19 protein-coding genes are annotated in these 20,455 nt (G+C 61.1%); 16 read left to right on the top strand and 3 right to left on the bottom strand.

The genetic code is table 11. The features are described 5' to 3' along the window. Positions 1 to 146: 146 nt before the first annotated feature. From edd to AC1Q9F_RS10645, 11 genes are all read left to right on the top strand, one after another. The gene (edd, locus tag AC1Q9F_RS10695; RefSeq protein WP_102621287.1) at positions 147 to 1,973 is read left to right on the top strand and encodes a phosphogluconate dehydratase; all 1,827 of its coding nucleotides are present in this window, start codon (positions 147 to 149) and stop codon (positions 1,971 to 1,973) included. Continuing rightward, positions 1,970 to 2,926: a glucokinase gene (locus AC1Q9F_RS10690; RefSeq protein ID WP_492619946.1), complete on the top strand. Its 957-nt coding sequence runs from the start codon at positions 1,970 to 1,972 to the stop codon at positions 2,924 to 2,926. The genes edd and AC1Q9F_RS10690 overlap by 4 nt, the downstream gene beginning before the upstream one ends. A 79-nt stretch (positions 2,927 to 3,005) precedes the next feature. Continuing rightward, on the top strand, positions 3,006 to 3,737 hold the full coding sequence (locus AC1Q9F_RS10685) for a response regulator (RefSeq protein ID WP_007951171.1): 732 nt from the start codon (positions 3,006 to 3,008) through the stop codon (positions 3,735 to 3,737). Positions 3,738 to 3,768: 31 nt separating this feature from the next. Next, positions 3,769 to 5,196 carry an ATP-binding protein gene (locus AC1Q9F_RS10680; RefSeq protein WP_207986257.1) on the top strand — a complete coding sequence of 476 codons (1,428 nt, stop codon included), beginning with the start codon at positions 3,769 to 3,771 and terminating at the stop codon, positions 5,194 to 5,196. Between the two features lie 104 nt (positions 5,197 to 5,300). After that, entirely contained in the window at positions 5,301 to 6,560 is a 1,260-nt protein-coding gene (locus tag AC1Q9F_RS10675; RefSeq protein WP_492619947.1) for a D-mannose isomerase, read from the top strand. Between the two features lie 118 nt (positions 6,561 to 6,678). After that, positions 6,679 to 7,980: an ABC transporter substrate-binding protein gene (locus AC1Q9F_RS10670; protein WP_007951167.1), complete on the top strand. Its 1,302-nt coding sequence runs from the start codon at positions 6,679 to 6,681 to the stop codon at positions 7,978 to 7,980. A 93-nt stretch (positions 7,981 to 8,073) separates the two neighbouring features. After that, positions 8,074 to 8,982 (top strand): carbohydrate ABC transporter permease, encoded by a 909-nt coding sequence (locus AC1Q9F_RS10665; protein ID WP_007951166.1) that lies wholly within the window; start codon positions 8,074 to 8,076, stop codon positions 8,980 to 8,982. Beyond that, positions 8,975 to 9,820: a carbohydrate ABC transporter permease gene (locus AC1Q9F_RS10660; protein WP_007951164.1), complete on the top strand. Its 846-nt coding sequence runs from the start codon at positions 8,975 to 8,977 to the stop codon at positions 9,818 to 9,820. The genes AC1Q9F_RS10665 and AC1Q9F_RS10660 overlap by 8 nt, the downstream gene beginning before the upstream one ends. 2 nt (positions 9,821 to 9,822) lie before the next feature. Beyond that, entirely contained in the window at positions 9,823 to 10,983 is a 1,161-nt protein-coding gene (locus tag AC1Q9F_RS10655) for an ABC transporter ATP-binding protein (RefSeq protein ID WP_085689333.1), read from the top strand. 132 nt (positions 10,984 to 11,115) lie between these two features. Then, positions 11,116 to 12,462 (top strand): carbohydrate porin, encoded by a 1,347-nt coding sequence (locus tag AC1Q9F_RS10650; RefSeq protein ID WP_492619948.1) that lies wholly within the window; start codon positions 11,116 to 11,118, stop codon positions 12,460 to 12,462. A 116-nt stretch (positions 12,463 to 12,578) separates the two neighbouring features. After that, on the top strand, positions 12,579 to 13,433 hold the full coding sequence (locus AC1Q9F_RS10645; RefSeq protein ID WP_192562149.1) for a D-hexose-6-phosphate mutarotase: 855 nt from the start codon (positions 12,579 to 12,581) through the stop codon (positions 13,431 to 13,433). A 55-nt stretch (positions 13,434 to 13,488) separates the two neighbouring features. On the opposite strand, the gene AC1Q9F_RS10640 is transcribed toward AC1Q9F_RS10645, so the two are convergent. After that, on the bottom strand, positions 13,489 to 14,349 hold the full coding sequence (locus AC1Q9F_RS10640; RefSeq protein ID WP_169842436.1) for a MurR/RpiR family transcriptional regulator: 861 nt from the start codon (positions 14,347 to 14,349) through the stop codon (positions 13,489 to 13,491). Positions 14,350 to 14,575: 226 nt separating this feature from the next. Between AC1Q9F_RS10640 and zwf the strand changes: the two genes are divergently transcribed. The 4 genes from zwf to AC1Q9F_RS10620 all read left to right on the top strand — a co-directional run bounded on the left by zwf (position 14,576) and on the right by AC1Q9F_RS10620 (position 18,311). Further along, positions 14,576 to 16,042, top strand: coding sequence for a glucose-6-phosphate dehydrogenase (zwf, locus tag AC1Q9F_RS10635; RefSeq protein WP_492619949.1), 1,467 nt, complete (start codon positions 14,576 to 14,578; stop codon positions 16,040 to 16,042). Next, complete coding sequence (pgl, locus tag AC1Q9F_RS10630; protein WP_085606568.1) at positions 16,029 to 16,742, top strand: 6-phosphogluconolactonase; 714 nt, start codon at positions 16,029 to 16,031, stop codon at positions 16,740 to 16,742. The genes zwf and pgl overlap by 14 nt, the downstream gene beginning before the upstream one ends. 17 nt (positions 16,743 to 16,759) lie before the next feature. Next, a complete protein-coding gene (locus tag AC1Q9F_RS10625; RefSeq protein WP_011335602.1) occupies positions 16,760 to 17,425 on the top strand; it encodes a bifunctional 4-hydroxy-2-oxoglutarate aldolase/2-dehydro-3-deoxy-phosphogluconate aldolase in 666 nt (221 codons plus the stop codon). A 169-nt stretch (positions 17,426 to 17,594) separates the two neighbouring features. Further along, positions 17,595 to 18,311: an intradiol ring-cleavage dioxygenase gene (locus AC1Q9F_RS10620; RefSeq protein ID WP_492619950.1), complete on the top strand. Its 717-nt coding sequence runs from the start codon at positions 17,595 to 17,597 to the stop codon at positions 18,309 to 18,311. Here the strand turns inward: AC1Q9F_RS10620 and AC1Q9F_RS10615 are convergent. Continuing rightward, a complete protein-coding gene (locus tag AC1Q9F_RS10615; RefSeq protein ID WP_492619951.1) occupies positions 18,308 to 19,489 on the bottom strand; it encodes an aminotransferase class V-fold PLP-dependent enzyme in 1,182 nt (393 codons plus the stop codon). The genes AC1Q9F_RS10620 and AC1Q9F_RS10615 overlap by 4 nt on opposite strands. 30 nt (positions 19,490 to 19,519) lie before the next feature. Further along, positions 19,520 to 19,756 (bottom strand): DUF3820 family protein, encoded by a 237-nt coding sequence (locus AC1Q9F_RS10610; protein ID WP_003213031.1) that lies wholly within the window; start codon positions 19,754 to 19,756, stop codon positions 19,520 to 19,522. Positions 19,757 to 19,961: 205 nt separating this feature from the next. Between AC1Q9F_RS10610 and AC1Q9F_RS10605 the strand changes: the two genes are divergently transcribed. Then, a complete protein-coding gene (locus AC1Q9F_RS10605; protein ID WP_007951153.1) occupies positions 19,962 to 20,429 on the top strand; it encodes a PA2169 family four-helix-bundle protein in 468 nt (155 codons plus the stop codon). Positions 20,430 to 20,455 lie beyond the last annotated feature (26 nt).

Raw genomic sequence — 20,455 nt, 5'->3', positions numbered from 1 at the left:
ATGGCAATATTTTGTTTTATCTACAACGAGTGACCTGAATCAACTGGTCCGAATGATCAAGAAAACCGTTCGTCATCCCACGCGAACGGGCTTTTGATCAGCATAGACAATCAGGTCGCCACATCCGTTAGCCTGGAGTTCTACACATGCATCCCCGCGTTCTTGAGGTCACCGAACGGCTTATCGCCCGCAGCCGCGCCACGCGTCAGGCTTACCTTGCGCTGATTCGCGGCGCTGCAACTGACGGGCCGATGCGCGGCAAACTGCAATGCGCCAATTTCGCCCACGGCGTGGCCGGGTGTGGCAGCGAAGACAAGCACAGCCTGCGGATGATGAACTCGGCGAATATCGCGATTGTTTCGTCATATAACGACATGCTCTCGGCGCACCAGCCGTACGAAGTCTTTCCGGAACAGATCAAGAACGCCCTGCGCGAAATCGGCTCGGTCGGTCAGTTCGCCGGCGGTACGCCTGCCATGTGCGACGGCGTGACCCAGGGCGAGCCGGGCATGGAGCTGAGCCTGCCGAGCCGCGAAGTGATCGCGATGTCGACGGCAGTGGCGCTGTCCCACAACATGTTCGACGGCGCGCTGATGCTCGGCATCTGCGACAAGATCGTACCGGGCCTGATGATGGGCTCCCTGCGTTTCGGCCACCTGCCGACGATATTCGTACCGGGCGGGCCGATGGTCTCGGGGATTTCCAACAAGGAAAAAGCCGACGTGCGGCAGAAGTACGCCGAAGGCAAGGCAACCCGCGAAGAGCTGCTGGAATCGGAGATGAAGTCCTACCACAGCCCCGGCACCTGCACCTTCTACGGCACCGCCAACACCAACCAGTTGCTGATGGAAGTCATGGGCCTGCACTTGCCGGGCGCATCGTTCGTCAACCCGAACACTCCGCTGCGTGACGCCCTGACCCGTGAAGCCGCGCATCAGGTCACCCGCCTGACCAAACAGAATGGCAACTTCATGCCGATCGGCGAAATCGTCGACGAGAAGGCGCTGGTCAACTCGATCGTCGCGCTGCACGCCACTGGCGGCTCGACCAACCACACCCTGCACATGCCGGCCATCGCCATGGCGGCGGGCATTCAACTGACCTGGCAGGACATGGCCGACCTCTCCGAAGTCGTGCCGACCCTGAGCCACGTTTATCCGAACGGCAAGGCCGACATCAACCACTTCCAAGCCGCGGGCGGCATGTCGTTCCTGATCCGCGAACTGCTGGAAGCCGGGCTGCTGCACGAAGACGTCAACACCGTGCTCGGCCACGGCCTGAGCCAGTACACCAAGGAGCCGTTCCTCGATAACGGCAAACTGGTGTGGCGCGAAGGCCCGACTGAAAGCCTCGACGAAAACATCCTGCGCCCGGTGGCCCGTGCGTTCTCGGCAGAGGGCGGCTTGCGGGTGATGGAAGGCAACCTCGGTCGCGGCGTGATGAAGGTGTCCGCCGTCGCGCTGGAAAACCAGATCGTCGAAGCGCCGGCCATGGTGTTCCAGGATCAACAGGATCTGGCGGATGCTTTCAAGGCCGGTCTGCTTGAGAAGGATTTTGTCGCGGTGATGCGCTTCCAGGGCCCGCGTTCCAACGGCATGCCGGAACTGCACAAGATGACGCCGTTCCTCGGTGTGCTGCAGGATCGCGGCTTCAAGGTGGCGCTGGTGACGGACGGGCGGATGTCCGGCGCATCCGGGAAAATCCCGGCGGCGATTCACGTCAGCCCCGAGGCTTATGTAGGCGGCGCTTTGGCGCGGGTGCAAGAGGGCGATATCATCCGCGTCGATGGCGTCAAAGGCACCTTGGAACTCAAGGTGGATGCCGCCGAATTCGCAGCGCGCGAACCCGCCAAAGGCCTGTTGGGCAACAACATCGGCAGCGGCCGCGAGCTGTTTGGCTTCATGCGTTTGGCCTTCAGCTCGGCGGAGCAGGGCGCCAGCGCCTTCACTTCTGCCCTGGAGACGCTTAATTGAAACTGGCTTTGGTCGGTGACATCGGAGGCACCAACGCGCGGTTCGCGTTGTGGAAAGATCAGCAGCTCGAATCGGTTCAGGTGCTGGCCACGGCCGACCATGCCAGCCCGGAAGAGGCGATCAGCCTCTACCTGAGCGGGCTCGGTCTGACGCCGGGCGCCATCGGTTCGGTGTGCCTGTCGGTGGCGGGGCCGGTGAGCGGCGATGAATTCAAGTTCACCAACAACCACTGGCGCCTGAGCCGCAAGGCGTTCTGCCAGACCTTGCAGGTCGAGCAGTTGTTGCTGGTCAACGATTTCTCGGCCATGGCGCTGGGCATGACCCGTTTGCAGCCCGGCGAATTTCGCGTGGTCTGTGAAGGCACGCCGGAGCCGTTGCGCCCGGCAGTGGTGATCGGTCCGGGCACTGGCCTGGGCGTCGGCACCTTGCTTGATCTCGGCGAAGGGCGGTTTGCCGCGTTGCCGGGAGAGGGCGGTCACGTCGATCTGCCGCTGAGCAGTCCGCGTGAAACCCAGCTCTGGCAGCACATCCACAACGAAATCGGCCATGTCAGCGCGGAAACCGCGTTGAGCGGCGGCGGCTTGCCGCGCGTCTACCGGGCGATCTGCGCGGTGGATGGTCATGAACCGAAACTCGACACACCAGAAGCCATCACTGCGGCAGGACTTGCAGGCGATCCGATTGCCCTGGAAGTGCTGGAGCAGTTCTGCTGCTGGCTCGGTCGCGTGGCCGGCAACAACGTGCTGACCACTGGCGGCCGTGGCGGGGTGTACATCGTGGGCGGCGTAATTCCGCGTTTCGCCGATTTCTTCCTCGAAAGCGGTTTCGCCCGCAGCTTCGCCGACAAGGGCTGCATGAGCGATTACTTCAAGGGGATTCCGGTGTGGCTGGTGACGGCGCCTTACTCGGGGCTCGTCGGTGCAGGAGTCGCGCTCGAACAATCCGGTAAATGATCATTCCCACGCCGAGCGTGGGAACCCTCGACACATCAGGCATAATCCGCCCAATTCCAACAACAAGGATGCCTTCGAAGTGAGCTCAGTCAACAAGTCGATTTTGTTGGTCGATGACGACCAGGAGATACGCGAGTTGCTGGAAACCTACCTGACCCGCGCGGGTTTTCAGGTACGGGCCACGGCGGATGGCGCCGGTTTTCGTCAGGCGCTTAACGAGGCGCCGAGCGATCTGGTGATCCTCGATGTGATGCTGCCCGATGAAGACGGCTTCAGCCTGTGCCGCTGGGTGCGCCAGCATCCGCGTCAGGCCCAGGTGCCGATTATCATGCTCACCGCCAGTTCCGACGAAGCCGACCGGGTCATCGGTCTGGAGCTCGGCGCCGACGACTACCTCGGCAAACCTTTCAGCCCCCGCGAGCTGCAAGCCCGGATCAAGGCCTTGCTGCGTCGTGCCCAATTCGGTCAGGAACGCGGCGGCAGTGAAGTGCTGGCGTTCGATGAATGGCGGCTGGACATGGTCAGCCATCGGCTGTTCCACACTGACGGCGAGGAAGTGATTCTGTCCGGCGCCGACTTCGCCCTGCTGAAACTGTTCCTCGATCACCCCCAGCAAATCCTCGACCGCGACACCATCGGCAACGCCACCCGAGGCCGCGACCTGATGCCCCTCGATCGCATCGTCGACATGGCCGTCAGCCGTTTGCGCCAGCGTCTGCGCGACACCGAAAAACCGCCACGGCTGATCCGCACCGTGCGTGGCAGCGGCTACCAGTTGGCAGCCAATGTGGTTGCCGGCAATGGTCACTGAGTTCCTGCGCACCACCGCGCGCAAAGTGCCGATGCCACGTTCGCTGCTCGGGCGGATGTTGCTGCTGACGTTGCTCGCGGTGTTGTTCGCCCAGACGCTGTCGAGCGTGATCTGGGTGTCCCAATTGCGCGCGACCCAGCTCGAAGGCCTGGTCACCAGCGCCCGCAGCCTCGCCCATTCGATGACCGCCAGCGTCAGTTATTTCCGCTCGTTGCCAGTGGCCTATCGGCCGCTGGTGCTCGATCAATTGCGCAGTATGGGCGGCACGCGTTTTGTGGTGACGCTGAATGACAAACCGCTGGGCATGGAAGTGCTGCCGGTGACGCCGCGCAAGGCCGCGGTGCTGAAAGCGGTGGATGAAGTGCTGCGCCAGTCGCTGGGTCAGGACACCGACATCCTGGTGACCTTCGTCAGCCCCGATGACTTACGGATCTTCAACGCCGGGTTGAAACTTGATGAGTTGCCTCGCTCCTGGGCGCATTACGCGCTGACCCTGGAACCGGTGAATCCCCCGGTGCTGGTGACCCAGATTCAGCTGGCACCGGGTGAATGGCTGTACATCGCCTCGCTGCTGCCCGAGCCCTACACCAGTCTTGAAGAGCAGGGCCTGCCGACTCAGCAGGTGTGGTTCATCGTCTTCACCAGTGGGTTTCTGTTGTTGTTCATCGGCCTGCTGGTGCACTGGCAGAGCCGGCCGCTCAAGCGTCTGGCGCGGGCCGCGCGGGATTTGTCGCTGGGCGCCGACGTCGAGCCGGTAGCCGAGGGCGGCGGCAGTGAAGTGGTCGAAGTGGGCCGCGCCTTCAACACCATGCGCGAGCGCATCAGCCGGTATCTGACTGAGCGCAGCCAGTTGTTCAGCGCGATCTCCCATGACCTGCGTACACCGATTACCCGTCTGCGTCTGCGGGTCGAACTGCTGGAAGACGAAACACTGCAGACCAAGTTCGGCCGCGATCTGGACGAGCTGGAGCTGCTGGTCAAAGGCGCGCTGCAATGCGTGAAGGACACCGACATCCACGAAAACATCGAACCGGTGGATCTGAACCATGTGCTCGACTGCCTGGTGGAGCCGTATCTGGCGCCCAACGGCAACGGCCGCGTGACCCAGCAGGGACGGGCGCTGGCGGCGTATCCGGGCAAGCCATTGGCGCTCAAGCGTTGCATCGGCAACCTGATCGACAACGCGTTGAAGTACGGGCAGAACGCGCATTTGCACATCGATGACGATGACAGCGCGTTTGTGCTGCACGTCGATGACGAAGGGCCGGGTGTGCCGGAGCAGCGGCTGGAGCAGGTGTTCGAGCCGCACTTCCGGCTGGCGGGGCAGCAGCAGGGGTATGGGCTGGGGTTGGGGATTGCCCGCAACATTGCTCATAGCCATGGCGGTGAAGTGACGTTGCAGAATTTGCGTGAGGGTGGACTGCGCGTAACTCTGCAATTGCCGCGTTCGGCGGATTGATCTGAATGTCACCGGTCGGTGACAAAACCCGCCCCCTTCGTTACAAGCCCCTCCCGGCCCGTTGTTTAGACTGCCCGCAGTCATAACAACAAAAAAGGCCACCCATGGATCACTTCAATCCGGGCTTCAGCAGTTGGCTGAATGCCCCTGCCCACCAGCAATGGCTCGCCGATGAAGGCCTGCGCCTGCTGGCATTTGCCAAGGCTTCACGGCTGCCCGAAGGCTTCGGCAATCTCGATGAGCGCGGCCAGCTTCAGGCCGGCGCGCAAGCTGAAACCATGAACACCGCGCGCATGACCCACAGCTTCGCCATGGCCCACATTCACGGCCTGCCGGGGTTCGCCGAGCTGGTCGATCACGGCATTGCGGCCCTGCGCGGCCCGTTGCGCGATGCGCTGCACGGCGGCTGGTTCGCTGTCGCCGAACACCGTGACGGCAACACCGGCAAGAACGCTTATCTGCATGCGTTCGTTGCGCTGGCGGCGAGTTCCGCGGTGGTCGCGCAACGCCCCGGCGCCCAGGCATTGCTGGATGACGCCATCGACATCATCGACACCTATTTCTGGAGCGAAGAAGAGGGCGCCATGCGCGAATTCTTCAATCGCGACTGGCGCGAAGAGGAAGCCTATCGCGGCGCCAACAGCAACATGCACGCCACCGAAGCCTTCCTTGCGCTGGCCGATGTCACCGAAGATCCACGCTGGCTGGTGCGTGCGCAACGCATCGTCGAACGGGTGATTCACGGTCATGCCGCCGCCAACGATTATCTGGTGATCGAGCATTTCGACCGCGGCTGGCAGCCGCTGCGTGAATACAACCATGACAATCCCGCCGACGGTTTCCGTCCCTACGGCACCACGCCGGGCCACGGTTTCGAGTGGGCGCGGCTGTTGCTGCACCTCGAAGCCGCGCGGGTTCAGGCCGGCATGCTCACGCCCGGCTGGCTGGTCACCGACGCGCAAAAGCTGTTCGAGAACAACTGCCGCCATGGCTGGGATGTCGATGGCGCGCCGGGCATCGTCTACACCCTCGACTGGAACAACAAAGCGGTGGTGCGTCATCGCCTGCACTGGACTCACGCCGAGGCCAGCGCTGCTGCCAGTGCCTTGCTCAAACGTACCGGCGATGCGCAGTACGAAAGCTGGTATCGCCTGTTCTGGGAATTTTGCGAAACGCATTTCATCGACCGCTGCGATGGCAGCTGGCACCACGAACTCGATCCGCAGAACCGCCCAAGTGCCGATATCTGGGCGGGCAAACCGGATCTGTACCACGCCTGGCAGGCCGTTCTGATTCCGCGTCTGCCGCTGGCACCGAGCATGGCCAGTGCTCTGGCACACCTGTCCCGAAGCGTTCCTGTGTAACCATGTGGTGACATTCGCGCGTCCCTTCGTTACCTGCGAGGGGAAACGCTCTGTTTAAACTCGTGTGCAGCGCAAGCACCAGACTTGCATGCATAACAACAAGAAAGGTACATCTCAGATGAATGCGATTTCTCGCCTCGCTACTGTCATTTCTGTCGCCTCCCTGTTCCCGCTCGCTGTGCTGCCCCTGAGTGTTTCCGCTGCCGAATCCAAAGGTTCGGTGGAAGTCGTGCATTGGTGGACGTCCGGTGGCGAAAAAGCTGCCGTCGATGTGCTCAAGGCACAAGTCGAGAAAGACGGTTTCACCTGGAAAGACGGCGCTGTCGCCGGCGGTGGCGGTGCGACTGCCATGACCGTGCTGAAAAGCCGTGCGGTAGCCGGCAACCCGCCGGGCGTTGCCCAGATCAAAGGCCCGGACATCCAGGAATGGGCGTCGACCGGTCTGCTCGACACTGACGTGCTGAAGGACGTTTCCAAGTCCGAGAAGTGGGACAGCCTGCTCGACAAGAAAGTCTCCGACACCGTGAAGTTCGAAGGTGATTACGTGGCCGTACCGGTGAACATTCACCGCGTGAACTGGCTGTGGATCAACCCGGAAGTCTTCAAGAAAGCCGGTATCGAAAAAGCCCCGACCACCCTCGAAGAATTCTACGCCGCCGGCGACAAGCTGAAAGCGGCGGGCTTCATCCCGCTGGCTCACGGCGGTCAGCCATGGCAGGACAGCACCGTATTCGAAGCGGTCGTGCTGTCGGTGATGGGCGTTGATGGTTACAAGAAAGCCCTGGTCGACCTGGACAACGCTGCCCTGACCGGCCCGGAAATGGTCAAGGCCCTGACCGAGCTGAAGAAAGTCGCGACCTACATGGACCAGGACGGCAAGGGCCAGGACTGGAACCTGGAAGCGGCCAAGGTCATCAACGGCAAGGCCGGCATGCAGATCATGGGTGACTGGGCCAAGTCCGAATGGACCGCCGCCAAGAAAGTCGCCGGCAAGGACTACGAGTGCGTAGCCTTCCCGGGCACCGATAAGGCGTTCACCTACAACATCGACTCGCTGGCCGTGTTCAAGCAGAAGGACGCGGGCACCGCGGCCGGTCAGCAGGACATCGCCAAAGTCGTGCTGGGTGAAAACTTCCAGAAAGTCTTCAGCATCAACAAGGGTTCGATCCCGGTGCGTAACGACATGCTCGCCGACATGGGCAAGTACGGTTTCGACTCCTGCGCCCAGACCGCTGCCAAAGACTTCCTGGCAGACGCCAAGAACGGCGGCCTGCAACCGAGCATGGCGCACAACATGGCGACCACGCTGGCCGTGCAGGGTGCGTTCTTTGATGTCGTGACCAACTACATCAACGACCCGAAAGCCGACCCGGCCGACGCTGCCAAGAAACTCGGCACTGCCATCAAGGCTGCCAAGTAACGTCAGCGTAGAGCAACTGCAAGCTTCAGGTCGCGCATCGGCCTGAAGCCTGCAGCTTGCAGTGGTCCTTCATCTTCTTTACTGGATCTTCCCATGAGTTCTGTTGCTGTGTTCAGCAAGGCCTCGCCGTTCGACGCATTGCAGCGCTGGCTACCGAAACTGGTGCTGGCGCCGAGCATGTTCATCGTTCTGGTGGGCTTCTATGGCTATATCCTCTGGACGTTTGTCCTGTCGTTCACCACGTCGACCTTCCTGCCGAACTACAAGTGGGCAGGCCTGGCGCAATACGAGCGCCTGTTCGACAACGACCGCTGGTGGGTGGCGAGCAAGAACCTGGCCGTGTTCGGCGGCATGTTCATCGGCATCACCCTGGTAATCGGCGTGACACTGGCGATTTTCCTCGACCAGAAAATCCGTCGCGAAGGCTTTATCCGCACCATTTACCTGTACCCGATGGCGCTCTCGATGATCGTGACCGGTACCGCGTGGAAATGGCTGCTCAACCCGGGCATGGGCCTGGACAAATTGCTGCGGGACTGGGGCTGGGAAGGCTTCCGTCTCGACTGGCTGATCGACCCGGATCGCGTGGTGTATTGCCTGGTGATCGCGGCGGTCTGGCAAGCTTCGGGCTTCATCATGGCGATGTTCCTCGCCGGTCTGCGTGGCGTTGATCAATCGATCATCCGTGCTGCCCAGATCGACGGCGCGAGCATGCCGCGCATCTACTGGAAGGTTGTGCTGCCAAGCCTGCGTCCGGTGTTCTTCAGTGCGGTGATGATCCTGGCGCACATCGCGATCAAGAGCTTCGACCTGGTGGCGGCCATGACGGCCGGCGGCCCGGGTTATTCCTCCGATTTGCCGGCGATGTTCATGTACTCGTTCACCTTCAGCCGTGGACAAATGGGCATGGGCTCGGCCAGTGCAATCCTGATGCTCGGTGCGATCCTCGCGATCATCGTGCCTTACCTGTACTCCGAGCTGAGGACCAAGCGTCATGACTAGTCTCGCCTCCAAACCGGCCATCAGCCTGAGTCGCATCGCGATCTACGCGGTGCTGATCCTTGCGGTCCTGCTGTATCTGGTACCGCTGGTGGTCATGCTGCTGACCAGCTTCAAGACCCCGGAAGACATCTCCACCGGCAACCTGCTGAGCTGGCCGACCGTGGTCAGCGGCATCGGCTGGGTGAAAGCCTGGGCCACCGTTGACGGCTACTTCTGGAACTCGATCAAGATCACCGTTCCGGCCGTGATCATCTCCACCGCCATCGGTGCGTTGAACGGTTATGTGCTGTCGTTCTGGCGCTTCCGCGGATCGCAGCTGTTCTTCGGTCTGCTGTTGTTCGGCTGCTTCCTGCCGTTCCAGACCGTGCTGCTGCCGGCGTCGTTCACCCTCGGCAAGATGGGCCTGGCGAGCACCACCACGGGCCTTGTGTTCATCCATGTGGTCTACGGTCTGGCGTTCACCACGCTGTTTTTCCGTAACTACTACGTGAGCATTCCGGATGCGCTGATCAAGGCCGCGCGTCTCGATGGCGCGGGCTTCTTCACGATCTTCCGCCAGATCATCCTGCCGATGTCCACCCCGATCATCATGGTCTGCCTGATCTGGCAGTTCACCCAGATCTGGAACGACTTCCTGTTCGGCGTGGTGTTCTCCAGCGGTGATTCGCAACCGATCACGGTGGCGCTGAACAACCTGGTCAACACCAGCACCGGGGCCAAGGAATACAACGTGGATATGGCGGCGGCGATGATCGCCGGGCTGCCGACCCTGCTGGTCTATGTGGTCGCAGGCAAGTATTTCGTGCGCGGGCTGACGGCCGGCGCAGTCAAGGGGTAATCATGGCTACGCTCGAACTTCGCAATGTAAACAAGACCTACGGTACCGGCCTGCCGGACACCCTGAAGAACATCGAACTGTCGATCAAGGACGGTGAGTTCCTGATCCTCGTCGGGCCTTCGGGCTGCGGCAAGTCGACCCTGATGAACTGCATCGCCGGCTTGGAAACCATCACCGGCGGCGCGATCATGATCGGTGACCAGGACGTCAGCGGCATGAGCCCGAAAGATCGCGACATCGCCATGGTGTTCCAGTCCTACGCGCTGTACCCGACCATGAGCGTGCGCGAGAACATCGAGTTCGGTCTGAAAATCCGCAAGATGAGCCAGTCGGCGATCGACGAAGAAGTCGCCCGCGTGGCCAAGCTGCTGCAGATCGAGCACCTGCTCAATCGCAAGCCGGGCCAGCTCTCCGGCGGTCAGCAACAGCGCGTGGCGATGGGCCGTGCCCTGGCGCGTCGCCCGAAGATCTACCTGTTCGACGAACCGCTGTCCAACCTCGACGCCAAGCTGCGCGTCGAGATGCGCACCGAAATGAAACTGATGCACCAGCGCCTGAAAACCACCACGGTCTACGTGACCCACGACCAGATCGAAGCGATGACGCTGGGCGACAAAGTGGCGGTGATGAAGGACGGGATCATCCAGCAGTTCGGTACGCCGAAAGAGATCTACAACGACCCGGCCAACCTGTTCGTCGCGAGCTTCATCGGTTCGCCGCCGATGAACTTCATCCCGCTGCGCCTGCAACGCAAGGACGGTCGTCTGGTGGCGCTGCTCGACAGCGGCCAGGCCCGTTGCGAATTGCCGATGGCGATGCAGGACGCCGGTCTCGAAGACCGCGAAGTGATCCTCGGCTTGCGTCCGGAGCAGATCGCGCTGGCGAACGGCGAGGGCAATGGTCTGCCGAGCATCAAGGCTGAAGTGCAGGTCACCGAGCCGACCGGTCCGGACACCCTGGTGTTCGTCAACCTCAACGACACCAAGGTCTGCTGCCGTCTGGCGCCGGACGTGGCGCCGCAGGTGGGCGAGACCCTGACCCTGCAATTCGATCCGTCGAAAGTGCTGCTGTTCGATGCCAAGTCCGGTGAGCGCCTGGGGGTTGCGGGCCTGCCGAAAACCGAGTCGCACAGCGCCAACGTGGCCCAGTTCAAGGGTCGCTGATCAACAAATGCGGGAGCGGGCTCGCCCGTTTTCGCAGGGAGCACGCGGTGCGTGGCCTGTCGCGCGCCGCATCAGATGTAAACCGCGTTAGATAAGAAGAACAGTTAATAACAATAAAACGAGGATGTAGGGATGAAGAAGAACAACAACGCTCAGCGTATCGGTCAGTTGTCGGCGATTGCGGCAATGATGCTGGCCGGTAGCGTCCACGCGGCTGACGCGTTCAGCTCCGATTCGGAGTGGATGACCGGGGACTGGGGTGGCGAACGTACCAAGCTGATCGAGCAGGGTATCGACATCAAGATGGACTACGTCGGTGAAGTGGGCGGCAACCTTCACGGCGGTTTCAACGACGACAAGACAGCACGTTACGCCGACCAGTTCGGTCTGGGCGTGGCGCTGGATCTGCAAAAACTGTGGGGCTGGGACAACACTCAGGCCAAGATCCAGTTCACCAACCGTAACGGCTACAACATTTCCAACGACCGCGTTGGCGATCCGCGTGCCGGCACCCTGAGTTCCTCGCAGGAAGTCTACGGTCGTGGGCACATGGTGCGTCTGACCCAGTTGTGGATCAAACACCAGTTCTTCGACAACAAGCTCGACATCAAGGCCGGTTACTTCGGCGAAGGCGAAGACTTCAACACCTTCCCGTGCGAGTTCCAGAACCTGGCGTTCTGCGGTTCGCAAGTGGGTAACTGGGCGACCAACATCTGGTACAACTGGCCAGTCAGCCAGGCGGCCATTCGCGTCAAGTACAACATCAACGACGAGCTGTACGCGCAGATCGGTGCGTACAACCAGAACCCGTCGCAGCTGGAACACGGCAACGGCTTCAAGCTGAGCGGCAGCGGCACCAAAGGCACCGTGTTGCCAGTGGAACTGGTCTGGTTGCCTAACCCGAACAGCCTGCCGGGCGAATACCGTGTCGGTTACTACAAGAGCACGGCCGATGCCAACGACGTTCGCGAAGACGTCAACGGTTTCGACGCGGCGACCACCGGTGATGCCTACCGCACTCACAGCAGCAAGCACGGTTACTGGTTCGTTGCACAGCAACAGCTCACCAGCCACAACGGTGACAAGAACCGTGGTCTGAGCATCGCTGCCAACGCCACGTTCCACGACAAGGACACCAACTTCATCGACAACTACCAGTCCGTGATGTTTGTGTACAAAGGCCCGTTTGACGCACGTCCGAAAGATGACGTCGGTATCGGTGCGGCACGTATTCACGTCAACAATGACGTGAAGAAAAACGCCGAGCTGCTCAACGTCACCAACGGTGTTTCGAACTACGACGATGCGACGTTCTCGCCGATTCGTGAAACCGAATACAACTACGAGATCAACTACGGCTTCCACGTGACCAACTGGCTGACCGTACGCCCGAACCTGCAATACATCACTCATCCGGGCGGTGTGGATGAAGTGGATAACGCTTTGGTCGCTGGCCTGAAAATTCAGTCTACGTTCTGACGCGTCTGCGATAAGCTCCTCTCTATGTGCGCATATTTGCGGACAGCCCAGGCTGTCCGCTTTTTTTTGGAAAGGGGTGTCGCAGCCCATGAAAGTTGAATCTGGAACCGTGGCCCATGCATGAGCATCCGCTGCAACGCTTCTTCAAGTCCCTGCGCGAACGACCGGTGTTCGCCTGGGAGCGCTATCAGATGCGCGATGTGCTGGTGATCGATCATCCGCTGTGTCAGGCGGTGTTCAGTCGCCAGGGTGCGCAGTTGCTGCACTTTCAGCCGCGCGGGCAGAAACCGTGGTTGTGGTGCGCGGCGAAATGGCCGCATGTTGGCGCGATTCGTGGCGGCGTGCCGGTGTGCTGGCCGTGGTATGGCCGTCACCCGAGCGAAAACGCATGGCCGTCTCACGGCTGGGCGCGACTGCTGGACTGGAAACTGCTCGACAGCAGCACCGGCGATGACGGCGTGCGCCTGCATTGGCAATTACAGCTGTGCGACTGGCAGGTGGACTTGCACGCGCACTTGGGCGAACGCATGGAATTGCGCCTGAGCACCGAGCATCAGGACGACATGCCGTGCCAGTTGAGCCAGGCTTTGCACGCTTACTGGCGTATTGGCGATGTGAGTGAGATAGCGCTGTCTGGGCTCGAAGGGGCGCAGGGTTATGACCAGTTGAACCGTGAGGTTTGCCAGCAGGAAGGCGAGTTGCGGGTCGATGGTGGCTGTCAGCGCGTGTTTCAGCACGACGGCGAATTGCAGCTCAAGGATCACGCCTGGCAGCGCGAGCTGTGCATCGATACCGGTGACAGCGCAGACACGGTGGTGTGGCATCCGGGTGCGCGGCCGTTGCTGGGCGTGAGCTGGGATGAGATCTCGGAGTTTGTCTGTGTTGAAGCGGCGGCGGGCGGGACTGACAGCCTGCATCTGGCGCCGGGGGAGAAGGCGCATTTGAGTTTGCAGGCTTGGGCTGCTGCCTAATGATCGTTCCCACGCGGACGGTTCGACGCCTCGACGTGGGAACGATCAGCGCGAACTAGTTGAACTCGTCACCGACCGGATACCGGCTCGCATTCAAGCTCTCTTTGATCTTGCGCAGATGTGGCTGGAAATCCACCCCGCGACGCAAGGTCATGCCGGTCGCCAGCACATCCAGCACCGTCAACTGAATGATCCGCGATGTCATCGGCATATAGATGTCGGTGTCTTCCGGCAACGGAATGTTCAGGCTCAGCGTACTGGCCTTGGCCAGTGGCGAATTCTCTGCCGTCAGGCCCAGCACCGAAGCGCCATTCTCCCGGGCGATGCGCGCCACTTCCACCAGTTCACGGGTGCGCCCGGTGTAGGAAATGATCACGAACAGCTCGCCGGTGTGCGCCACCGAAGCAATCATCCGTTGCATCAGCACATCGGCGTGAGCGGTGACCGCCAGGTTGAAACGGAAGAACTTGTGCTGCGCATCCAGTGCCACCGGAGCCGAAGCACCCAGGCCGAAGAAGTGAATCTGCCGGGCCTGGATCAACAGGTCGACGGCGCGGCTGATCAGGTTCGGGTCCAGCGCTTGGCAAGCGCTGTCCAGGGATGCGATCGCACTGCCGAAAATCTTCTGCGTGTAGGCCTCGGGATTGTCGTCCGCTTCTACCGCACGGCTGACATACGCCGCGCCGCTGGCCAGGCTCTGGGCCAGTTGCAGCTTGAGTTCGGGATAGCCGCTGACGCCGAACGAACGGCAGAAACGGTTGACCGTCGGTTCACTGACCGACGCCGCCTGGGCGAGGGCGGCGATGCTGAAGCGGGTGGCCTGCTGTGGGTTGAGCAGGATCACTTCGGCGACTTTGCGTTCGGCCTTGTTCAGCTCTTCAAGGCGACTCTGGATCTGTTCCAGTAAATTTCGCACGCGGTCCATAAGAATTCCTAGATTCACCGGCGCCGATAAGCGCGCGGCTATGCAAATTGGGCCTTTGATGTGGCCCGTGACGGTGGCCTATCCTACTGATGGCTCCGACCGACCACCACTCGGAATCTGTATTTTGCGAAAATGTTGTGGTTATTACTACATTTTCCCTTGAGTGATGCCTTGAAAAAAGGTATTTGTAGCTTAACTTGATAAAAGAACAAACATCATGCCTTCGATTACGGTTGAACCGTGCACCTTCGCCTTGTTCGGCGCCTTGGGCGATCTGGCCCTGCGCAAGCTGTTTCCTGCCCTTTATCACCTGGATGGCGCCAGCCTGCTGCACGAGGACACGCGCATTATCGCACTGGCCCGTGAGGCGGGCACCGAGCAGCAGCACCTGGCGTTCATCGCCGCCGAGCTGCGCCGTTACGTGGGCAAAGAGCTGGACGAGGCCGTGGCCGAGCGCTTTCTGGCGCGCCTGACCTACCTGCACGTCGACTTCCTCAAGGCTGAAGATTACGTGGCGCTGGCCGAACTGGCCGGCAGCACGCAACGCATGATTGCCTACTTCGCCACCCCGGCGGCGGTGTACGGCGCGATCTGTGAGAACCTGGCGAAAGTCGGTCTGGCGGAAAACACCCGCGTGGTGCTGGAAAAACCGATCGGTTCCGACCTGGAGTCCTCGCGCAAGGTCAACGACGCCGTGGCGCAGTTCTTCCCGGAGAACCGCACTTACCGCATCGACCACTACCTGGGCAAAGAGACCGTTCAGAACCTGATCGCCCTGCGTTTCGCCAACAGCCTGTTCGAAACCCAGTGGAACCAGAACTACATCTCCCACGTGGAAATCACCGTGGCCGAGAAGGTCGGTATCGAAGGCCGCTGGGGTTACTTCGACAAGGCCGGTCAGCTGCGGGACATGATCCAGAACCACCTGTTGCAACTGCTCTGCCTGATCGCCATGGACCCGCCGGCGGACCTGTCCGCCGACAGTATCCGTGATGAAAAAGTGAAAGTACTCAAGGCCCTGGCGCCGATCAGCCCGGAAGGCCTGACCACGCAAGTGGTGCGCGGCCAGTACATCGCCGGGCACAGCGAAGGCAAGTCCGTGCCGGGCTACCTCGAAGAGCCGAACTCCAACGCCCAGAGCGACACCGAAACCTTCGTCGCCCTGCGTGCCGACATCCGCAACTGGCGCTGGGCCGGCGTGCCGTTCTACCTGCGCACCGGCAAGCGCATGCCGCAGAAGCTGTCGCAGATCGTCATCCACTTCAAGGAACCGTCGCACTACATCTTCGCCCCTGAGCAGCGCCTGCAGATCAGCAACAAACTGATCATCCGCCTGCAACCGGACGAAGGCATTTCCTTGCGGGTGATGACCAAGGAGCAAGGCCTGGACAAGGGCATGCAACTGCGCAGCGGCCCGCTGCAACTGAATTTTTCCGACACCTGGCGCAGCGCTCGGATCCCCGATGCCTACGAGCGGTTGTTGCTGGAAGTGATGAACGGCAATCAGAACCTGTTTGTCCGAAAAGATGAAATCGAAGCCGCGTGGAAATGGTGTGACCAACTGATCGCCGGGTGGAAAAAATCCGGTGACGCGCCCAAGCCGTATGCGGCCGGGTCGTGGGGGCCGATGAGCTCCATTGCATTGATCACGCGGGACGGGAGGTCGTGGTATGGCGATATCTGATGTGAAACTGCCCGAGGGCGTGAATGCCCGCGAATTCAAGAGCCCGGTGTTGCTTGCCGAAGGCCTGGCGCTGAATGTCGCCAAGCAATTGAGCGAAGCGCTGGCGGCACGCGGCAACGCCGTGCTGGTGGTGTCCGGCGGCCGTAGCCCGGTGGCGTTTTTCCAGCACCTGGCCAAACAGGAACTGGACTGGTCGAAGGTCGTCGTGACCCTGGCCGACGAACGCTGGGTGCCGGTCGAACACGCCGACAGCAACGCTGGTCTGCTCAAGCAGTATCTGCTCAAGGGCCCGGCGGCCAAGGCGCAGTTCCTCAGCCTTTACAGCGCGGCGGCCAACGTCGAGCAGGCTGCGGAGCAGGCCGATCGTTTGCTCGCCGAGTTGCCGCCCATCGACGTGCTGGTGCTGGGCATGGGCGATGACGGTCACACCGCATCGCTGTTCCCGGACAGCCCGAACCTGGCCGAAGCCCTGCAAGCCGACGGCACCCGTCGTTGCTGGCCGATGCTGGCGCCAAGCGTGCCGCGTCAGCGCCTGACCATGAGCCGCGCACTGCTGGCCTCGGCCCGGCACAAGATTCTGTCGATTTCCGGTCAGTCGAAACTGACCACCCTGAATGCCGCACTGGCATCCAACGACGTCGCCGCCATGCCGGTTCGCGCGTTTCTGCAACCTACGTTAGAGATTTACTGGTGCCCATGAGCCAAGGAACAGCCGCTATGACAACCCCATCCCCGACCGTTTCCATGGCGGACAAAGTTGCCCTGATCGACAGCCTCTGCGCCAAGGCGCGGATCCTGCCGGTGATCACCATCGCCCGTGAACAGGACGTGCTGCCGCTGGCCGACGCCCTGGCCGCCGGTGGTCTGACCGCGCTGGAAGTGACCCTGCGTTCGCAGTTCGGCCTCAAGGCGATCCAGATCCTGCGCGAACAGCGCCCTGAGCTGGTGACCGGTGCCGGCACCGTGCTCGATCGCAACATGCTGGCTGCGGCCGAAGCCGCCGGTTCGCAATTCATCGTCACTCCGGGCATCACCCGTGACCTGCTGGAAGCCAGCGTCGAAAGCCCGATCCCGCTGCTGCCGGGCATCAGCAATGCCTCCGGCATCATGGAAGGCTATGGCCTGGGTTATCGCCGCTTCAAGCTGTTCCCGGCTGAAGTCAGCGGTGGCGTGGCGGCAATCAAGGCCCTCGGCGGCCCGTTCGGCGAAGTGAAATTCTGCCCGACTGGCGGCGTCGGTCCTGCCAATATCAAGAGCTACATGGCGCTGAAAAACGTCATGTGCGTGGGCGGTAGCTGGATGCTCGATCCTGAGTGGATCAAGAACGGCGACTGGGCCCGCATTCAGGAATGCACTGCCGAGGCGTTGGCGCTGCTGGACTGATTTTCAACTGACACTTCGTTGTGTGTTCTACGGCTTTAACGGTGCGCTTGGTCGGTGCACCGTTTTTTTTGCCCGCAAAAGACTTCGTTATCTTGAGATACATAGTTACCGCACCGGGCTTTGCGTGTGGCGTTAACCTGCGTTCATCTTATGGAAGAGAGAACGCGTCATGGATAACCAGCCTTCAGCTCCATCGGTTTATCAACTGGCCCCCGAGCAAGTCGCCGGGCCGTATTTCCGCAATCCAAAACTGCTGCGCCGCAACATCAGCGAAGGCGCCGAGGGCCTGCCGCTGTTGCTGCGTCTGACCATCGTCGATGCCATGACCGCCGAGCCGGTCAGCGGCGCGCTGGTGGATATCTGGCATTGCAACGCACGCGGCGCCTATTCCGGCTGGAGCCGGATCAATCCGGACGTGGAAGTCGACGTCGGGGAGATCGGCTCGATCCCGCGAACCGACGATGACACCTACCTGCGCGGAGGCCAGTTCAGCGACCACAAGGGCAGGGTGCGCTTCACCACGATCTATCCGGGTTTTTATGCCGGACGTGCCCTGCACATTCACGTGGCGGTGCGCATCGTCGCCGGCAATGAATATCTGGAGGAGCGCAACGTGGCCTGGGTCGGGCAGCTGTATTTTCCGGAGATGGTTTCCCGTGGCGTGCTCAATGCCAAGGCCTATCGCGGGCGCAGCTCGCTGCCGGTGTGCAACGCCGACGACGCCTACTACGCCAACATGGGCGGTGAAGAGTCGACCCTGACGGTGTGGCCGATTGGCCGCGACTCTCACGAAGACGGTTACTTCGGCCACCTCACGATCGGCATCGACACCTTTGCGGTGTCGTCGCAGATCAAGCCCGAGGACTTCGACAAGTACACGGTTTAACGCAGTTCGTTCAGCGCCTGAATCAGCAGTTGGATCTCCGCCGCCGTCGTGGTCAGCGACGGCGTGACACGGATGCACGGCCCGCAGGCTGCGCCGTTGCGCACGACAGTGAACAGGTTGTAGTCGTTGAGCAGGCGTTCAACCATCGCCTGTTGATCGGCATGCCGGGTGAACCGCATCGAGGTGATGCCGCAATACAGTCGCGGATCGTCCGGAGTCGTGACTTCGATGCCCGGCAGGTTACGCACGGCGCTGACCCACAGGTTGCGCAGGTAATTCACCCGCGCGCCCTTGGCTGGCGCGCCCCCCAGTGAGCGGTGTTCCTCGAACACCAAAGGCAGGGTCATCAGTGCCGGAATGTTCGGCGTGCTGTAGGGCGTGCGTGAGCGGATATCGCCAGCCGAAAAATGCATCTCGCCCATGTCCGGATCAATGTCGGCCAGGCGCTGCGGAGCGATGTAGAGAAAACCGAGGGTCAGCGGCGAGCCGATCCACTTGTGCAGGTTGTACCCGGCGAAGGCGATGCCCAGCGCTTCCAGGTCGAACTCGATCTGACCAAGGGCATGGGCGCCATCGAGGATGATATCGACGCCGTGTTCCTTGGCCAGCGCGGCAATGGCCTGCACCGGCATCACCAGCCCGGTACGGTGGGTGACGTGGGTGAGGGCCATCAACTTGAGCTTCGGATGGCGGATGAAGGCTTCGCGGTACGTGGCCAGCAGGCTGTCGAAGGTGGCGGGGTGGGCGTGCTCGATCTCGATCACCTCGACCCCGCGATGCTTTGCCAGCCAGCGCATGGCGCCCTTGACCGTGTCGTACTCCAGATCGCAGATCAGCACCTGGTCGCCAGGCTGCAGGCGGTTGTAGTTGCGGATCAGCGATTGCAGGCCGGCAGTGGCGTTGTGGGTGAAGGCCACGCTTTGCGCGCGTACTCCGATCAGCTCGGCCAGTTGCGCGCGGATGTCGAGGCTGTCGTGCTGTTCGAAACGCTGGCGCACGTAGATCGAGTTGCTGTTGTTGATCAGCTCGATGTTGCGCTGGTACTCCTCGACCACGGTGCGCGACATGCGCCCGAAGTAACCGTTCTCCAGATTCACGGGGCCGGGGTGGCGGTCGTAACGGTCGGCGAAGGTTTGCCAGAAGGCTTCATCTCGGGCGCGGCGGGTGTTATCGGGCATGGTCGACTCAACTTGGATCAGGGTGACGCCTCAGTGGCGCGGGGCAGGTTTGCCGTGTTTGGCACGCAGCGGTTCGAGCAGTTCCGACAGGCCGTTGTGATCGATTTCCTGCATCAGGGCCAAAAGCCCGCCCAGTTCGCCATGGGGAAATCCTTCCCGCGCAAACCAGTTCAGGTAGGGGCCCGGCAGGTCGGCAATGATCCGGCCCTTGTACTTGCCGAAGGGCATTTCGCGGGTGATCAGCAGTTCGAGCTTTTCAGGGTTCATCGTTGGAATCGTCTGGCTTTGAAAACACTTCGGAAAATACAGGCATTCTGCATGCAGGCCAAATGACAGATCATGCAAATAACAGGCATACAGATTCTCGTTTTATTTTTAAGTTTTTGAAAAACAAAGATTAAATTCTTTTCGGGAAGCTGGCACGACCACTGCAACACTCCTTGCATCTTTCACCAACGCAAGGAATTGAAAAATGACTGACATGAATAAAGAAGCCATCTCCGTCCTCAACGACCTGATCGAAACCAGCAAGGACGGTCAGGAAGGGTTCAAGACCTGCGCTGAAGACATCAAGCATCCAGAGCTGAAAACCCTGTTCGTGAAACGCTCCGCCGATTGCGCCACGGCTGCGGCCGAGCTGCAAGCCGCCGTGCGTTCGATGGGTGGCGATCCGGAAACTTCGACCAGTGTCAGCGGTGATCTGCACCGTCGTTGGGTCGACGTCAAAGCGATGTTCACCGGCAAGGACGAAGAAGCGGTGCTCAACGAAGCCGAGCGCGGTGAAGACCACGCCCTGAAGGCTTATCGTGAAGCGATCGAGAAGATCAACAAACACAACCTGGTCGGCATTCGTGATCTGGTCGAACGCCAGTACCACGGCGTGCAACGCAATCACGATCAGGTGAAAGCGCTGCGTAACCAGGCTCGCGCACGCTCGTAAGCGTTCGAAGCCCACAAAAAACGCCA

The sequence above is a fragment of the Pseudomonas sp. GW823-FHT04A03 genome (genome assembly GCF_058796615.1).
This window is presented reverse-complemented; position numbering and strand designations above follow the sequence as displayed.

What these genes read in the sequence shown, in the direction of transcription:
- pgl (WP_085606568.1), top strand. Translation starts at nt 16,029, where the DNA reads ATGGCGATATCTGATGTGAAACTGCCCGAGGGCGTGAATGCCCGCGAA.
- AC1Q9F_RS10620 (WP_492619950.1), top strand. Translation starts at nt 17,595, where the DNA reads ATGGATAACCAGCCTTCAGCTCCATCGGTTTATCAACTGGCCCCCGAG.
- edd (WP_102621287.1), top strand. Translation starts at nt 147, where the DNA reads ATGCATCCCCGCGTTCTTGAGGTCACCGAACGGCTTATCGCCCGCAGC.
- AC1Q9F_RS10605 (WP_007951153.1), top strand. Translation starts at nt 19,962, where the DNA reads ATGACTGACATGAATAAAGAAGCCATCTCCGTCCTCAACGACCTGATC.
- zwf (WP_492619949.1), top strand. Translation starts at nt 14,576, where the DNA reads ATGCCTTCGATTACGGTTGAACCGTGCACCTTCGCCTTGTTCGGCGCC.
- AC1Q9F_RS10650 (WP_492619948.1), top strand. Translation starts at nt 11,116, where the DNA reads ATGAAGAAGAACAACAACGCTCAGCGTATCGGTCAGTTGTCGGCGATT.
- AC1Q9F_RS10625 (WP_011335602.1), top strand. Translation starts at nt 16,760, where the DNA reads ATGACAACCCCATCCCCGACCGTTTCCATGGCGGACAAAGTTGCCCTG.
- AC1Q9F_RS10610 (WP_003213031.1), bottom strand. Translation starts at nt 19,756, where the DNA reads ATGAACCCTGAAAAGCTCGAACTGCTGATCACCCGCGAAATGCCCTTC.
- AC1Q9F_RS10645 (WP_192562149.1), top strand. Translation starts at nt 12,579, where the DNA reads ATGCATGAGCATCCGCTGCAACGCTTCTTCAAGTCCCTGCGCGAACGA.
- AC1Q9F_RS10615 (WP_492619951.1), bottom strand. Translation starts at nt 19,489, where the DNA reads ATGCCCGATAACACCCGCCGCGCCCGAGATGAAGCCTTCTGGCAAACC.
- AC1Q9F_RS10655 (WP_085689333.1), top strand. Translation starts at nt 9,823, where the DNA reads ATGGCTACGCTCGAACTTCGCAATGTAAACAAGACCTACGGTACCGGC.
- AC1Q9F_RS10660 (WP_007951164.1), top strand. Translation starts at nt 8,975, where the DNA reads ATGACTAGTCTCGCCTCCAAACCGGCCATCAGCCTGAGTCGCATCGCG.
- AC1Q9F_RS10670 (WP_007951167.1), top strand. Translation starts at nt 6,679, where the DNA reads ATGAATGCGATTTCTCGCCTCGCTACTGTCATTTCTGTCGCCTCCCTG.
- AC1Q9F_RS10665 (WP_007951166.1), top strand. Translation starts at nt 8,074, where the DNA reads ATGAGTTCTGTTGCTGTGTTCAGCAAGGCCTCGCCGTTCGACGCATTG.
- AC1Q9F_RS10675 (WP_492619947.1), top strand. Translation starts at nt 5,301, where the DNA reads ATGGATCACTTCAATCCGGGCTTCAGCAGTTGGCTGAATGCCCCTGCC.
- AC1Q9F_RS10680 (WP_207986257.1), top strand. Translation starts at nt 3,769, where the DNA reads ATGCCACGTTCGCTGCTCGGGCGGATGTTGCTGCTGACGTTGCTCGCG.